Annotated in this window: 14 protein-coding genes; 11 read left to right on the top strand and 3 right to left on the bottom strand. The window is 69.8% G+C overall.

Going from position 1 to position 15377, the window contains the following annotated elements:
* Nucleotides 1-11 precede the first annotated feature (11 nt).
* Nucleotides 12-656, bottom strand: a complete 645-nt coding sequence (locus ITJ57_RS12280; RefSeq protein ID WP_194670428.1) for a hypothetical protein — start codon at nt 654-656, stop codon at nt 12-14.
* A 141-nt stretch (nt 657-797) separates the two neighbouring features.
* Between ITJ57_RS12280 and ITJ57_RS12275 the strand changes: the two genes are divergently transcribed.
* The 9 genes from ITJ57_RS12275 (at nt 798) to ITJ57_RS12235 (ending at nt 10381) form a co-directional block, all read left to right on the top strand.
* On the top strand, nt 798-2081 hold the full coding sequence (locus ITJ57_RS12275; protein WP_194670427.1) for a sensor histidine kinase: 1284 nt from the start codon (nt 798-800) through the stop codon (nt 2079-2081).
* A complete protein-coding gene (locus ITJ57_RS12270; RefSeq protein ID WP_194670426.1) occupies nt 2078-2767 on the top strand; it encodes a response regulator transcription factor in 690 nt (229 codons plus the stop codon). The genes ITJ57_RS12275 and ITJ57_RS12270 overlap by 4 nt, the downstream gene beginning before the upstream one ends.
* A 201-nt stretch (nt 2768-2968) precedes the next feature.
* Nucleotides 2969-4012 carry an N-acetyl-gamma-glutamyl-phosphate reductase gene (gene argC / locus ITJ57_RS12265; RefSeq protein ID WP_194670425.1) on the top strand — a complete coding sequence of 348 codons (1044 nt, stop codon included), beginning with the start codon at nt 2969-2971 and terminating at the stop codon, nt 4010-4012.
* Nucleotides 4009-5181: a bifunctional glutamate N-acetyltransferase/amino-acid acetyltransferase ArgJ gene (gene argJ, locus ITJ57_RS12260; protein ID WP_194670424.1), complete on the top strand. Its 1173-nt coding sequence runs from the start codon at nt 4009-4011 to the stop codon at nt 5179-5181. The genes argC and argJ overlap by 4 nt, the downstream gene beginning before the upstream one ends.
* A gap of 2 nt (nt 5182-5183) precedes the next feature.
* Complete coding sequence (argB, locus tag ITJ57_RS12255) at nt 5184-6089, top strand: acetylglutamate kinase (RefSeq protein ID WP_194670423.1); 906 nt, start codon at nt 5184-5186, stop codon at nt 6087-6089.
* Nucleotides 6086-7270 carry an acetylornithine transaminase gene (locus ITJ57_RS12250; protein WP_194670422.1) on the top strand — a complete coding sequence of 395 codons (1185 nt, stop codon included), beginning with the start codon at nt 6086-6088 and terminating at the stop codon, nt 7268-7270. The genes argB and ITJ57_RS12250 overlap by 4 nt, the downstream gene beginning before the upstream one ends.
* Before the next feature lie 35 nt (nt 7271-7305).
* Nucleotides 7306-8247, top strand: a complete 942-nt coding sequence (gene argF / locus ITJ57_RS12245; RefSeq protein ID WP_194670421.1) for an ornithine carbamoyltransferase — start codon at nt 7306-7308, stop codon at nt 8245-8247.
* Between the two features lie 69 nt (nt 8248-8316).
* A complete protein-coding gene (gene argH / locus ITJ57_RS12240; protein WP_194670420.1) occupies nt 8317-9747 on the top strand; it encodes an argininosuccinate lyase in 1431 nt (476 codons plus the stop codon).
* A gap of 16 nt (nt 9748-9763) precedes the next feature.
* On the top strand, nt 9764-10381 hold the full coding sequence (locus ITJ57_RS12235) for a DNA-3-methyladenine glycosylase (RefSeq protein ID WP_194670419.1): 618 nt from the start codon (nt 9764-9766) through the stop codon (nt 10379-10381).
* An 8-nt stretch (nt 10382-10389) separates the two neighbouring features.
* On the opposite strand, the gene ITJ57_RS12230 is transcribed toward ITJ57_RS12235, so the two are convergent.
* Together ITJ57_RS12230 and ITJ57_RS12225 are read right to left on the bottom strand one after the other, a co-directional pair.
* Nucleotides 10390-10989, bottom strand: a complete 600-nt coding sequence (locus tag ITJ57_RS12230; protein WP_194670418.1) for a hypothetical protein — start codon at nt 10987-10989, stop codon at nt 10390-10392.
* Complete coding sequence (locus ITJ57_RS12225; RefSeq protein ID WP_194670417.1) at nt 10986-11618, bottom strand: SatD family protein; 633 nt, start codon at nt 11616-11618, stop codon at nt 10986-10988. Before ITJ57_RS12225 ends, ITJ57_RS12230 begins: the two co-directional genes overlap by 4 nt.
* 164 nt (nt 11619-11782) lie before the next feature.
* Here ITJ57_RS12225 and tyrS point away from each other — a divergent pair, with 164 nt between their 5' ends.
* Both tyrS and ITJ57_RS19815 read left to right on the top strand, forming a co-directional pair.
* Entirely contained in the window at nt 11783-13093 is a 1311-nt protein-coding gene (gene tyrS, locus ITJ57_RS12220; protein WP_194670416.1) for a tyrosine--tRNA ligase, read from the top strand.
* 133 nt (nt 13094-13226) lie between these two features.
* Nucleotides 13227-14987, top strand: a complete 1761-nt coding sequence (locus ITJ57_RS19815; RefSeq protein WP_194670415.1) for a PQQ-binding-like beta-propeller repeat protein — start codon at nt 13227-13229, stop codon at nt 14985-14987.
* The last annotated feature ends 390 nt before the right edge of the window (nt 14988-15377 follow it).

Here is a 15377-nt window from a genome sequence, read left to right as displayed (position 1 = left end):
GTGCACCCCCGTTAGGGCTGAGGGTGCAACCGAATCGGATCGGATACCCGCTCCGTGGTGTCGGGCGACGGCGCCGTGCGTCGGAAGAGGACCGCGTACACGGGCCCTGCCACGAACCAGATCGCCGTGATGGCGAGCAGCTTGACGATCATGCCCCAGATGACATCGTCGTTCGCCTCTGCGAACGAGGAGGGCACGGACCACCCCACCATGGCCTGCATCGCGAGGAGTCCGCCGATGGCGATGATCACGGCGAGCAGCACCCGACGCCATTCGAGCCACGCGGCCCGAACGTACGCGGGCCCGGACTTCGGCTTCGCCTGCGGTGCCGGGCCCTCGGCGAACCGGTGGGCGAACCAGACGTCGGCCTTCGTGATGAGCGCGTGTCCGAAGGCCACGGTGAATCCCAGGTAGATGGTCGCCAGAAGGTGCGTGAGGTTCGGTTCCTCGCCGCCGGCAAGATCGATCGCGGTGAGGACGACGAGGATGAGGTCGACGAGCGGCACCCCGATCAGCATGATCGAACTGAGGAGCCGTCGCCGCAGGAGGTAGCGGACCGCCAGCCCACCGAAGAGGAGGATCCAGAACGCGCCCTCCGCGCCGAGGATGGCCCAGATGAGCGGGCTGGTCCCGAAGAGTTCCGTGAAGCTGTCCATGTCTAGATGCTCCCGCAGCGGCTTGCCACCCCACATCGACCGAGCTGCGGATCCTGCGCCGGCGTCGTCAGCGGAACTGCGTACGGGCTCGTCGTCCCTCCGGCGCTCGCGTCGGCGGCCGGGAACTGGTCTGATGGACGCATGGCTGCGCTCGAAGGACCTCGCTCATGGGTGAGCCGACACCGGGAACCGGTCGTCTCCGTCGTCTGCGCCATCGTCGGGCTCCTGTTCGCGCTGATCGGATTTCAGATCCCTTGGAGCACGACGGCGTCTCCGTCGTCGGCGCCGGTGATGCTGGTCTTCCTCGCCGCCGTCCTGGTCGTGCACGTGTTCCGGCGACGCCGCCCGCTGACCATGCTCCTGCTGGGGGCGCTGATCACCCTCGCGGAAGCGCTGTCGACGGGCAGTAGCGGGGTCGGGGTCCTCGTCGTACTCTCAGACCTCGCCTACGCGGCCGCCCTCTACTCGCGGTCGCGTCTCGTCGACGTCGCGGCCTTCGTGTGCACGGCGATCGCGGTCGCAGCGGTCAGCGTCTTCGCGGTCTTCTGGTTCACCGACGACGTCGCCGCGGCCGCGCGTCTGGACGGTGGCGTCCTGTTGGGTTCACTCATCACCGTCCCCGTGATCCTGGCCAGTTCGATCTGGTTCGGCAGGATGGTGCGGTACCCGCGCCTCGAGGCGGAACGCCAGCGGGAGCGTGCCGACACGATCGCGCAGGCTGCCGCCGCCCTCCGCCAGGACGCCGTCACCCGGGAGCGGCTCGAACTCAGCCGCGAACTCCACGACGTCATCGCCGGACACCTGTCGGCGATCGCCATGCAGTCGACCGCGGTGCTGGAACGACGGACGCCTGCCGACGAGACGACCCTCCGCCACACCCTGGAACTCGTTCGAGCCGGCAGTCTCGAGGCCTTGGCGGACATGCGTACGATGATCGACGTGCTCCGTGGGGATCCCTCCGCAGACGTGCCGGTATCGGCGCCCGACCGTCTCACCGGCGACGAGATCGCGCGTGCGGTCGACGTCGCCCGCGCGAGCGGTGTCGAGCTCGACCTCCGGGTGCCGGAGGACGCGGCGCTCGCCGAGGTCCCGGCGCAGACGTCGATCGTCGGACTCCGGACCCTCGTCGAGGGGCTGACGAACGCCGCGAAGCACGCGCCGGGCTCGCGCGTGCGGGTCGAGATCTCGCTGCCGCCCGGCGCACTCTCGGTCGCGCTCAGCAATGCGCTTCCGTCGTCGCCCATCGTCTCGGCCCTCGTCGGTTCCGGCGGCGTCGGCCTCGTCGGCCTGGCGGAGCGGGCGCGACTGGTGGGAGGTGACCTCACCGCAGGCCCGGACGGCGGAGAGTGGCGGTTGTCGGTGACGGTGCCGACCGGGACGCTCCGAACGCCGGCGTCCCCCGTCGTCGTGGGGGTGACGACATGACGATCTCCGTGCTGATCGCGGACGACCACGCGGCCGTCAGAGCCGGTCTGGGTGCCCTGCTCGCCGAGCCGGACGACATCCTGGTGGTCGCCGAGGCGGTGGACGGGGAGTCCGTCGTCGCCCAGGCCGCCCGCTACCGGCCGGATGTCGTCCTCCTCGACGTGCAAATGCCGCGGGCCTCGGGTATCGACGCGATCCCGGCCATCTTCGCCGCGGCCGACCCGCCGCCGGCGATCATCGTGCTCACGACCTTCGCGATCGACCGCTACGTCGACGACGCGCTCGCCGCCGGGGCGAACGCCTTCCTGGTCAAGACGGTCTCGGCCGCCGGTCTCGTCGATGCCATCCGTCGTGTCCATGCGGGGGAGGCGGTCCTCGCTCCGGAGGTGACGCGCCGAGTGCTCGACCGGCTCGCAGCGACCAGTGCTCCCGTCGTCGCCGGCCCGGTCGCCGTCCACCCGGGACTCGCGACCCTCACACCGCGGGAACGCGAGGTGCTCGCGCAGCTCCGAGCCGGGCTGAGCAACGCGGGGATCGCCGCCGCGCTGAGCCTGTCGGAGGCGACGGCGCGCACCCACGTGTCGCGGATCCTCGTGAAGCTGGATGCCCGGTCCCGGGTCCAGGCGGCGCTCATCGCGGAGCGCGCGGCGGCCGGTCCGGATTCGTCCGCATCCTCGTCGCCGTAGTACGCTCTCGGCATGGCACGTTTCCAGGCACAGGGTTCTTCGCGGGCGATCACGCTCCGCGCCCTCCGCCGTGGCGTGTCCACGCGCTCCACCGCAGAGCGACGCTAGGCGACCCCGATGCCCGCACGGTCCATGAGACGGTGCAGTCGTCCAGGAGTCGCCGCCTCCGCCACCCGAGCGTCCACTCAATAAGGTAGAGCCATGTCCTTCTCTGTCGCCGTCGCCGGCGCATCCGGTTACGCAGGAGGCGAGCTGCTTCGGCTGCTCGCCGACCATCCCGACTTCGACGTCACGACGGTGACCGCGCACGCGAACGCCGGTCAACCACTCATCGACCACCAACCACACCTCCGATCGCTGCGGCATCTGGTCCTCGAGGCGACGACGCCCGAGGCCCTGGCCGGGCACGACGTCGTCTTCCTGGCCCTCCCGCACGGCAAGTCGGGGGAGGTCACGGCGTCGCTCCCGCCCGAGACGCTGGTCGTCGACTGCGGAGCCGACCACCGGCTCGTCGACGAGGGCGACTGGGACGCGTTCTACGGCGGTGACTACTTCGGTGCCTGGGCGTACGGCGTGCCGGAGCTGCAGACCACCACCGGCCGGGGCCGCGACGCACTCGTCGGCGCCAAACGGATCGCCGCCCCCGGGTGCAACGCGAGCACGGTCGCCCTGTCGCTCGCGCCGGGCATCGCCGCGGGCGTCATCGAGCCACTCGACCTCGTCTCCGTGCTCGCGGTCGGCCCGTCCGGCGCCGGCAAGAGCCTCAAGCTCAACCTGCTGGCGAGCGAGGTGCTCGGCTCCGCGAACCCGTACGCCATCGGCGGGACCCACCGCCACATCCCCGAGATCACGCAGAGTCTGCGAGCCGCGGGAGCTGACGTGGCGACCATCTCCTTCACCCCCGTCATCGTGCCGATGTCGCGGGGGATCCTGGCGACCTCGACGGCGCGGATCGTCCCGGGCACCACGGCTGCCCAGGTGCGTGCCGCGTGGGAGTCGGCCTACGAGGGCGAACCCTTCGTGCAGGTCCTGCCGGAGGGATCCTTCCCGCGGACGGCGGATGTGCTCGGTGCGAACACCGCGCTCATCGGGCTGGCGGTCGACGAGGCCGTCGGACGCGTGGTCGTGGTGACCGCCGTCGACAACCTGGTGAAGGGGACCGCCGGAGCGGCGATCCAATCGGCGAACCTCGCACTCGGACTCCCCGAGTCGACCGGCCTCAGTGTGAACGGAGTGGCACCGTGAGTGTGACAGCAGCAGCAGGATTCGTGGCGGCGGGGGTCGCCTGCGGCCTCAAGACCTCGGGCGGGCTCGACCTCGCCATCGTCCAGAACGTCGGACCGCTGCAGCATGCGGCGTCGGTGTTCACGAGCAACCGGTGCAAGGCGAACCCCGTCCTCTGGAGCGAGCAGGTCATGGCGGACGGCATCGTCTCGGCCATCGTCCTGAACTCCGGTGGCGCGAACTGCTACACGGGCTCGCGCGGATTCCAGACCACGCATGCGACGGCGGAGTCGGTCGCGGAGCGACTCGAGATCTCCGCGGGCGACGTCCTCGTCTGCTCCACCGGACTGATCGGCGAGCAGCTCGACCTCGACAAGCTGACCGCCGGCGTCTGGGATGCGACCCGGGCGATCACCATGGATGGCGGCGCCGGTGAGGCGGCAGGTCTCGACGCCGCGACCGCGATCATGACGACCGACACGAAGCCGAAGCAGGCGAAGCATCGATCGGCCGACGGGTGGACCATCGGCGGGATGGCCAAGGGCGCCGGCATGCTCGCTCCCGGGCTCGCCACGATGCTCGTCGTCATCACGACCGACGCGGTCCTCGAGCCGGCCGAACTCGACCAGGCGCTCCGGAGCGCGACACGGGTCACCTTCGACCGTCTCGACTCCGACGGCTGCATGTCCACCAACGACACCGTCTCGCTGCTCGCCTCCGGGGCGAGCGGAGCGACCCCGGACCTGCCCGACTTCATCGCGGCACTCACCGAGGTCTGCCGGGATCTCACCCTCCAGCTGCAGGCCGACGCCGAGGGTGCGGCGCACGACGTCGCCATCGAGGTCGTCGGGGCGTCCTCCGAGGACGACGCCGTCGAAGTCGCTCGCGCCGTCTCGCGCAGCAACCTCTTCAAGGCCGCCGTCTTCGGCAACGATCCGAACTGGGGTCGCGTGCTCGCGGCCGTCGGGACCACGGGCGCCGCATTCGACCCCTACGGCATCGACGTGGCGATGAACGGGGTCCAGGTCTGCACCGCGGGAGAGCCCGATCAGCCGCGCGAACTCGTCGACCTCGCGCCACGAGCCGTGCACGTCCTCATCGACCTCCACGCCGGCGAGGCTGGCGCGACCATCTGGACGAACGACCTCACGCACGACTACGTGCACGAGAACAGCGCCTACGCGAGTTGACGATGACGGAGTACCGAGACAACTCACCCGAGGAGGCTGCCATCAAGGCGGCCACCCTCATCGAATCCCTGCCCTGGCTGAAGGCCTTCCGCGACCAGACGATCGTGGTGAAGTTCGGCGGCAACGCCATGGTGAGCGACGAGCTCGCCCAGGCCTTCGCCGAGGACATGGTCTACCTGCGCTATGCGGGGCTCAAGCCCGTCGTCGTCCACGGCGGAGGACCCCAGATCTCCGCCATGCTCGAACGCCTCGACATCCACAGCGAGTTCCGCGGCGGATACCGGGTCACGACGCCGGAGGCCATGGACGTCGTGCGGATGGTGCTCACCGGCCAGGTCAACCCCGAGCTCGTCGGTCGCATCAACGAGCACGGCCCACTCGCGGCCGGCCTGTCGGGCGAGGACGCCGGTCTGTTCGGCGGACGCCGTCGCTCCGTCGTCGTCGACGGGGAGCCCGTCGACGTCGGCCTCGTCGGTGACGTCGTGACCGTCGACCCCACCTCCGTACAGGCCTACCTGGACGCCGGCAACATCCCGGTGGTGTCTTCGATCGCTCCAGACCTCGACCACCCCGGACAGACGCTCAACGTGAACGCGGACGCGGCCGCCGCTGCGCTCGCCGTGTCGCTCGGAGCGGCGAAGCTCGTCATCCTGACCGATGTGGCCGGCCTCTACAGCGACTGGCCAGACCGCGACTCGCTCGTCTCCCGGATCACGACCACCGAGCTGCGGCAGATGCTCCCGAGCCTCGAGTCCGGCATGATCCCCAAGATGACCGCCTGCCTCGACGCCGTCGACGGCGGGGTCGCGAAGGCGGCCATCATCGACGGCCGTGTGCCGCACTCCATCCTGCTCGAGGTGTTCACCCAGAACGGCTCCGGCACCGAGGTCGTCCCGGAGGACGCATGAGCGACTGGAAGTCCCGCGTCGAACGGGACATGATGCGCACGTTCAACACGCCGATCGCGATGTTGACCCGTGGTGAGGGCTGCCACGTCTGGGATGCCGAGGGCAACCGCTACCTCGACTTCCTCGCCGGCATCGCGGTCAACGCGCTCGGGCACGCGCATCCGGCCTTCGTCGGCGCGGTCACCCGGCAGGCGAGCACGCTCGCGCACGTCTCGAACTACTTCTCGACCCCGCCGCAACTCGAGCTCGCCGCCCGGTTGAAGCGGCTCGCGGGCGCCGACGACGGCGGTCGCGTCTACTTCGCGAACTCGGGTGCCGAGGCGAACGAGGCCGCGTTCAAGCTCGCGCGCCTCAATGTCGGCGACGGTTCCCGGACTCGCGTGCTGACCTTGGAGAACTCCTTCCACGGGCGCACCTTCGGCGCACTCGCGTTGACGGGCAAGCCCGCCTTGCAGGAGGCGTTCCACCCGCTTCCCGGGGGAGTCGAGCACATCCCGACGACGATCGAGGCGTTGGAGGCGGAACTCGACGACCGGGTGGCGGCGCTGATCGTCGAGCCGATCAAGGGCGAGGCCGGCGTCGTCGACCTGCCGGAGGGCTATCTCGCCCGAGCCAGGGCGCTCACCGAGGCACACGGGGTGCTGCTGATCATCGACGAGATCCAGACCGGCGCCGGCCGGACGGGGGAGTGGTTCGCCTTCCAGCGCGCCGGCATCGTCCCGGACGCGATCACCGTCGCGAAGGGCATCGGTGGTGGCATGCCGATCGGCGCGCTGGTGACCTTCGGTGCCGCATCCGAGCTGTTCGGTCCCGGCCAGCACGGCAGCACCTTCGGTGGGAACCCCCTCGCGACGGCGACGGCCAACGCCGTGCTCGAGGAGATCGAGCGGGCCGGTCTCGTGGAGAACGCGGCCGTCCGCGGCGAGCAGCTCCGGGCGGTGATCACGGCCATCGGATCGCCCCTGATCGAGGAGGTCCGCGGGCACGGTCTCCTCCTCGGCATCGGCCTCAGCGCACCCGTCGCGGCGGAGCTGTCGGCCGCCGCGTTCGAGCGAGGCCTCATCATCAATGCACCGAACGCGACGAGCATCCGCATCGCACCCCCGCTGATCATCGGCGACGCCGAGATCGACGAGTTCACCACGCGTTTCCGCGCCGCGCTCGACGCCGTCCAGGCCTGACCGGCCACCGACCCTCACGAACAGGATCCTCAGTCATGACCCGTCACTTCCTCCGCGACGACGACCTCAGCCCCGCCGAGCAGGCCGAGATCCTCGATCTCGCCACCGAGCTCAAGCGGGACCGCTGGTCCCGCCAGCCGCTGGCCGGCCCGCAGACCGTCGCGGTCATCTTCGACAAGTCCTCCACCCGCACGCGGGTGTCGTTCGCCGTGGGCATCGCCGACCTGGGTGGGTCGCCGCTCATCATCTCGACGGCGAACAGCCAGCTCGGCGGCAAGGAGACGGCGGCGGACACCGCTCGGGTGCTGGAACGCCAGGTCGCTGCGATCGTCTGGCGCACCTACGCGCAGTCCGGCTTGGAGGAGATCTCCGCCGGAACGACCGTGCCCGTGGTCAACGCCCTGTCCGACGACTTCCACCCGTGCCAGCTGCTCGCCGACCTCCTCACCATCCGTGAGCACAAGGGCGCGCTGGCCGGCCTGACGATGTCGTTCTTCGGGGACGGCGCGAGCAACATGGCGCACTCCTACCTGCTCGCCGGCGCGACCGCCGGCATGCACGTGCGGGTCGCGGCACCCGCGGAGTTCGCTCCGGCGCCGGATGTCGTCGCGGACGCAGAACGCATCGCCGAGACGACGGGCGGGTCGATCCTCGTGACGACCGACCCGGATCAGGCCGCAGGGGGCGCCGACGTCATGATCACCGACACCTGGGTGTCGATGGGCAAAGAGGACGAGAAGGCGCAGCGCGTGGCGATCTTCGGCGGCTATCGCGTCGACCGCAGGCTCATGGGGCTCGCCGCCGACGACGCCGTGTTCATGCACTGCCTGCCTGCCGATCGCGGCTTCGAGGTCGAGGCCGAGGTGATCGACGGCGAGCAGAGCATCATCTGGGACGAGGCGGAGAACCGCCTCCACGCGCAGAAGGCCCTGCTCGTCTGGTTGTTGGAGCAGCAGCACACCGATTTCGCGGCCTGACCCACCCCGGCGCCAGCCACATCGACCCGTCCGGAGCGCTTCGGACGCGAGCAGTACAGGAGGCCCATCGTGGCAGAACAGCAGAACCGTGCAGGCGAATCGGGAGCCCTCTGGGGAGGACGGTTCGCGAGCGGGCCGTCGCCGGAGCTCGCGAGGTTGAGCAAGTCGACGCAGTTCGACTGGGTCCTCGCCGCCTACGACATCGCCGGCTCCCGCGCCCACGCGAAGGCGCTGGCTGCAGCGGGCTACCTGGACGACGCCGAACTCCGCGACATGCTCGCCGCGCTCGACCGACTGGACACGGATGTCGCCGAGGGCGTCTTCGTCGCCGCGGAGAGCGACGAGGACGTGCACTCCGCGCTGGAACGCGGGCTCGTCGAGCGGGCGGGGAAGGAACTCGGCGGGAAACTGCGCGCCGGCCGCAGCCGCAACGACCAGATCGCCACGCTCGTCCGGCTCTACCTGATCGATCACGGTCGGGCGATCGCCCGCGAGGTCGTCCACCTGATCGACGCGATCGTCTCCCAAGCGGAGGCACACCCCGACGCGGCGATGCCCGGCCGGACGCACCTGCAACACGCCCAGCCGGTGCTGCTCGCACACCAGTTGCTCGCGCACGCCTGGCCGCTGACCAGGGACCTGGAACGCCTCCGTGACTGGCTTGCCCGCGCGAGTGCGTCACCCTACGGGTCCGGAGCGCTCGCCGGGAGTTCGCTCGGCCTCGACCCCGTGCTCGTCGCTCGGGAGCTGGGCCTCGACCGCCCCACGGAGAACTCGATCGACGCGACCGCGAGTCGCGACGTCGTCGCCGAGTTCGCGTTCATCACCTCGCTGATCGGGATCAACCTGTCGCGGTTCGCTGAAGAGATCATCGTGTGGAACACCCGCGAGTTCGGATTCGTGACGCTCGACGACGCCTATTCGACCGGCTCGAGCATCATGCCGCAGAAGAAGAACCCCGACATCGCCGAACTCGCCCGCGGGAAGTCCGGCCGGCTGATCGGCAACCTGACGGGTCTGCTGGCGACGTTGAAGGCGCTGCCGCTCGCGTACAACCGCGACCTGCAGGAGGACAAGGAGCCGGTCTTCGACTCCGTGAATCAGTTGGAGGTCCTGCTCCCGGCGTTCACCGGCATGGTCGCGACGCTGCGGTTCGACACGGCGCGACTGCGCGAGCTCGCACCTGAGGGCTTCTCGCTCGCGACGGACGTCGCCGAATGGCTGGTGAAGCAGGGGGTCGCCTTCCGGGATGCGCATGAGATCAGCGGGGCCCTCGTCAAGCACTGCGAGGAGCGGGGTCTGGCACTGCACGAACCCGACGACGCCGCGCTCGCCGGCGTGTCCGAGCACCTCACCCCGGAGGTCCGGAGCGTCCTGACGGTGGACGGCTCGATCGGCAGCCGACTCGGTGCGGGCGGCACGGCGCCGGAACGGGTGCAGGACCAGCTCGTCACGCTCGTCGGCCGGGTCGGCGCGTTGTCGCAGGCCCTCTCGCTGTAAGCGGCTGCTGGGTCTCATGACGGCGGCCGGTGCGTTGCACGCGTTGACCTCGGCGTCGGCCTTGGAGGTCGCGCCGGCGCTGCTCGGCGCGGTACTGTCCCACACCACGCCGGAGGGCACCGTGTCGGTCAGGTTGACCGAGGTCGAGGCCTATCTCGGCGTCGGTGAGGATCCCGGCTCGCACGCCCATCGCGGACCCACGCCGCGGACGAGTCCGATGTTCGGTCCGCCCGGGCATCTGTACGCGTACTTCAGCTACGGCATGCACGTGTGCATCAACGTGGTGTGCTCGCCGGTCGGAACCGCGTCGGCGGTGCTGCTGCGAGCCGGTGAGGTCGTCGGAGGCGAGGAGCTCGCCCGACGGCGTCGAGGCGAGCGTGTGTCAGCCCGTGATCTCGCCCGAGGGCCGGCACGGCTGACGGTCGCCCTCGGTGTGACGCTCGCCCAGTCCGGCGTCGACCTCGCAGCTCCACCGTTCGACCTCGCCGTGCCGAAGCGGGTGTCCGATCCGGTGAGCGGGCCGAGGACCGGTGTCAGCGGGGTCGGCGGGGGCGCGGCGTATCCGTGGCGGTTCGTCCTTCCCGGGGAAGCGACCGTCTCGCCCTATCGTCGGTCGCCCCGGGCCGTCGACTGACGATCGGCTCAGCCCCGCGCGATGACGAGGATCGACGCGACGCCTGCCGCCCAGAGGAGGCTGGCCAGCGAGCCGATGATGAACCGTTCGCGTGCTTCGGCCGAGTCGAGTTCGCTGAAACGGCCGACACCCTTGACCGCCACGATCACGGCGATCGCTTCGGGATAGCCGGAGAACAGTGCAGCCACGAGGGCGAGCCGTTCGAGGACGCCGATGGCCATCCCGCCCCGGAGCACTTCGACCGGACGGCCGATGACCTGCGACTCGCCTGTTTGTCGTTCTCCCACGAGGATGCCGCCATGGACGCCAGGTGCCACGGTGCCCTTCGTCGCGAGCGAGAGCACCAACGACGCGACCGGCCCACCGCCCGCGACGGCCACGGCGAGGACGAAGGTGCTGAGGAGCAGGAGGGCCGGGCCGCTCGGTGGGGTGCCGGGGACGAGAGCCGTCGCGAGGGCGCCGGTCGCCATGAGGACGGCGAGGACGACCATGAGCCGGTTCGCCAGCCGCGCGGCGAGCAGCCGCCCGAGCAGGAGGAAGAGCAGCGCGCTCCCGAGGAGGCCGATGATGGTCGGCCAGGTGAGTGGGGTGAGCACGAGGAGGTTCATCGCTCATCCTTTCGATCGACGGTGTGGGAAGTGTCCGAGTCCTGGTCGAGCGCGACGAGGAGCCGGACGAGTGCGGTGGTCGCTGCGGCTTCGGCGCGCACGCCGGCAGCGGCCACTCGGCGACTCACGGAACTCTCCGTGATGCCGAGCCGTTCCGCAGCCTCCGTCTGCGTCGTGCCCGAGGCGAGGAGGTCGGCGACCTCCCAGCCGCCGGCGGTGCGACGGTCGCGGAGGTGCAACAGCAGGACGATGAGCGCTTCGAGGTCGGCGCCTCGTTCCCGGTCGGCGGCGTCCAGGGCGAACCGGAAGGGTGCGCGCTTGGCGCGGGTGACGGCGTCCCTCGCGGCGTAGAAGGCCGGCCCGGTGGCCGCGCGAGTCGATTCGGGAAGCGGTCGGCGGACGTCGCCTTGACCGATGCCGACGCTCCACCCTCGGTCACGCAGCAGGTCGAGGGCGATGGTGAGCGCGAGGTCCGCGTCCTCGGTGGCGAGCTGGAACTCGTCGCCCGCCGTCCGTTCCGCGGTGAGGAGCAGGCGGTCTCCGAACCGATCGTTGATGGATTCGATGACGGTTCCGGCGCGGTCGGGGCCGGACCGACTCGCGATCTGGTCGACGGTCAACACGAACACGGCGTTCCTCCCGTCAGTCGGTCCTCCTTCACCGTAGACCCCATGTGTAGGAATTTCAACAACTCACACAACTGAGAGAAAATCCCGCAAGTCTCCGGACCGGCCCAGCCGCGCGCGCCTGCGATCGAGCGGGCGGTGGATCCGGCGCTGGTAGCCTTGCACGCGTGCCGAACCTCGCTCTCCCTGAACAGCGCAACGATCCGACCTTCGAGGACATCTGGGACGAACTCGTGTGGCGTGGGCTCGTCCACGTGTCGACCGACCAGCAGGAACTGAAGGCTCTCCTCGCGGGCGACCCCATCACCTACTACTGCGGGTTCGACCCCACCGCGGCGAGCCTGCACCTCGGGAACCTGGTCCAGCTCCTCGTCATGCGTCGCCTCCAGTTGGCCGGTCACCGACCGCTCGGACTCGTCGGCGGATCGACGGGGCTCATCGGCGATCCTCGGCCCACCGCCGAACGCACCTTGAACACCCCCGACACGGTCGCCGAATGGGTGCAGTCGTTGCGCGCCCAGATCGAGCGCTTCCTGAGTTTCGAGGGCGACAACGCAGCTCGCATGGTCAACAACCTCGACTGGACGGCGCCGTTGTCCGCGATCGACTTCCTGCGCGAGATCGGGAAGCACTACCGCGTCGGCACGATGATCAAGAAGGACGCGGTGAGCGCGCGCCTCAACTCCGAGGCGGGCATCAGCTACACCGAGTTCAGCTACCAGATCCTCCAGGGCATGGACTACCTCGAGCTCTACCGCGAGTACGGGTGCGTGCTGCAGACCGGTGGAAGCGACCAGTGGGGCAACCTCACCAGCGGCACCGATCTCATCCACCGGGTGGAGCGGGCGAACGTCCACGCGATCGGGACCCCGCTCATCACGAACTCCGACGGCACGAAGTTCGGGAAGAGCGAAGGCAACGCGGTCTGGCTCGACCCGAGCATGACGAGTCCGTACGCGTTCTACCAGTTCTGGGTCAACACCGATGACGCGGACGTCGTCGCCCGTTTGAAGGTCTTCACCTTCCTCGACCGGTCCGAGATCGAGCGACTGGCGGCCGCGACCGAGGCCGAGCCGTTCAGACGTGAGGCGCAGAAGACGCTCGCGTACGCCGTCACCGCGCTCGTCCACGGGACGACGGCCACGGACGCCGCCATCGCCGCGTCCGCCGCGCTGTTCGGGCAGGGCGAGCTCGAGGCACTGGACGTGGACACGCTCCGCGCCGCGGTCGCAGAACTCCCGAACCGTGCCACCGGCGAGGGCACCCTCGTCATCCAGGCGCTCGTCGACACGGACCTCTGCTCGAGCCTCGGCGAGGCCAGGCGCGCGGTCACCCAGGGGGGCGTCTCGGTGAACAACCGGAAGATCGACGATGTCGACGCCACGCTCGCGGGTCGGTTCCTCCCCGGTGGGGTGGCCGTCATCCGTCGCGGCAAGCGGACGCTCGCTGGTGTGTTCCTGGACGACGCGTCCGCCTGATCCGCCGACCACGGCGTCACGATCGTCGTCGAACCTGAGAGGGATGCTCCGAGTGCAGCTCTGCGAGGCGTGCGGGACCGAGATCGTCGATCGTCGCGATGGTGTGTGCCCGAGCTGTGGGAGCATGCTGCCCGTGCGCTCGGACGAGCCCTCGGTGACGGGTGCCGACACGGACGCGGAGGCGGAGGGCGATCTCGGGACGCAGGCCGAGTCCGAAACCGGGATCGCGCCGACGTCCGGGACGGCGTCGATGGACGAGCCGACGACGTCCACCGGTGCGTTCGACCAGGACGGGACCGCCGCCGTCACTCCCGGCGGGGTGCCCTCCCCGGAGACGGACCAGTCGGCGGCACCCGCGCCCACGACGTCGGCACCGCCCGCGTCCCCGGCGGTCTCGTCGCCAGCCGCCGACCTGTCTGCGGCGACGGCGCGGGACTCGCTCCCTGCGACCGCGACGGGTGAGATGGCGGAGGCGGGCACCACCGGCGCCCGCGCCGTCTGGCATCCCGACTCGTTGCCGGCGTCGGCCAAGCGGGCCCCGTCGCGGCGTCGGTGGTTCCTCCTCGGTGGGCTCGCGGCCGCCGTGGTCGCCGCGATCGTGGTCGTCGTGCTCATCGTGGTGGCGTCCGTCCCGCACCGCGTCGAGGGGCTGGCGTTGCTGCGCGACCTCCCCACGAAGCCGACCGTCGGGACCTGGGATCTCGCCCACCCGCTCGACGATGAGGTGCCGGCGGGGGACGAGCTGTACGTGAACGGGTACACGGCCAGTCCGAGCACGGCGCTCCTGGTGTGGTCGACCGACCGGCCCTTGGATCAGGCGACCGTCGACGACGCTCCCGGTGAGACCGTGATCTCCCTCGTGAACACCGCCAACGGGCACACGCTCTGGGATCGCCGTGTCACCGAGCTCTCCCCGGAGTTCGACCGGTTCGACGCCCCGGTGGTGGTCTCGCCTCCCGATGCTGCCGCCATCGTGCTCAACCAGGGCGATCTGATGGTCGCGGTGAGTCGCCGTGACGGACACGTGGTCTCCACGTCGCAGGAGCATTCGAGTGTCGAGGGGATCGGCTTCGCGGAATTCGCTGCACCGGCCGCCTTCGTCCCTGGGCTCGAGGGGGACCTGCTGATCTCGTCGACCACCACGGACGGCAGAGGAACGATCGGCCGGTACCGGTCGACGGATCTGACCGAGCCGATCTGGGAGGTCGAGGGTGACGCCGGGGAGCGGGCGACCACCGCCGGCGACAAGCTCTTCTTCGACGGAGCGGTCTACTCGCTCACCGACGGCTCGCCGATCGACTGGGAGGGTGACGGTTCCTGGTACTACCAGCAGGTCGGTGGCGATCTCGTCGCGATCGACTACTCCGGGAACGACACGACCATCCGTGGGGTCGACGCCCGCACCGGCGCGGAGCGATGGAAGGCGACCGGCGCGTTGCCGGTGGTCCTCGACGCGACCGGGCTCCTCGTCGTGGCAGACCAGTCGGGGGAGCGGGTGCGTCGTCTCGACCCCGGATCCGGCGAGGTCGAATGGCGCAGCGCACTCACGAGCACGTGGGACGGAGCGTACACCGTCGGCGACACGATCATGCTCAGCGACGGTGACGGCGGATACACCGGCGTCGATGCCGGCGATGGGGAGATCCGCTACGAGGAACAGGACGCGGAGGGGAGTCTCGTCGGATACGGCGAGCGGACGCTGCTCCTCACACTGGACGGTGGACTCGTCGGGATCGATGCGACCACGGGTGAGCGGAGCTGGTCGGTGGCGTCCGCCGGCGACGAGTACACGTTCGCCGCTTGGGGCGGGAGCCCGCTCGCCGTCGCGTCCGTCACCGCCGCCGGTTCGGACACCCCCGCGGTCATGGGCATCGGCGACGATGACGCGCGGTGATCCCCGTGTATCCGGGCGACACGCCCGGGATGCGAGGGCGATTTGCCACGACCTGACGGTCTGCGTAAAGTAATCACTCGTCACCCCAAAGGTGCGGGAAGCGGAAGAGCTTCCCGGCCTCAAGTGGGACCGACACCCAGCCAAAAGCTGAGCGTCTCATCGTGAGCAAGACTCACACTTGAGATTGTCTCGCTTCAAGACTAGGTTGGAACTTCCCAGATCTCGGGTCATCGAGACGGTGAGGATCCGGAGGGCTTCGGCTCAACGAGATCGACTCCCGCTCAACTTGACAACAACCGAAGAAGTGGTAAGCTAGAGAAGTTGCCCTGCAGGGCGGTCGTGATGGCCAAAGGCAGGAGCATCCGATCCTTGAGAACTCAACAGCGTGCA

The organism is Plantibacter sp. VKM Ac-2880 (genome assembly GCF_015351235.1).
In the GTDB taxonomy this organism is placed as follows: Bacteria; Actinomycetota; Actinomycetes; order Actinomycetales; family Microbacteriaceae; genus Plantibacter.
The sequence above is the reverse complement of the archived record's forward strand: the minus strand, read 5'-3'. Positions and strand labels throughout refer to the sequence as shown.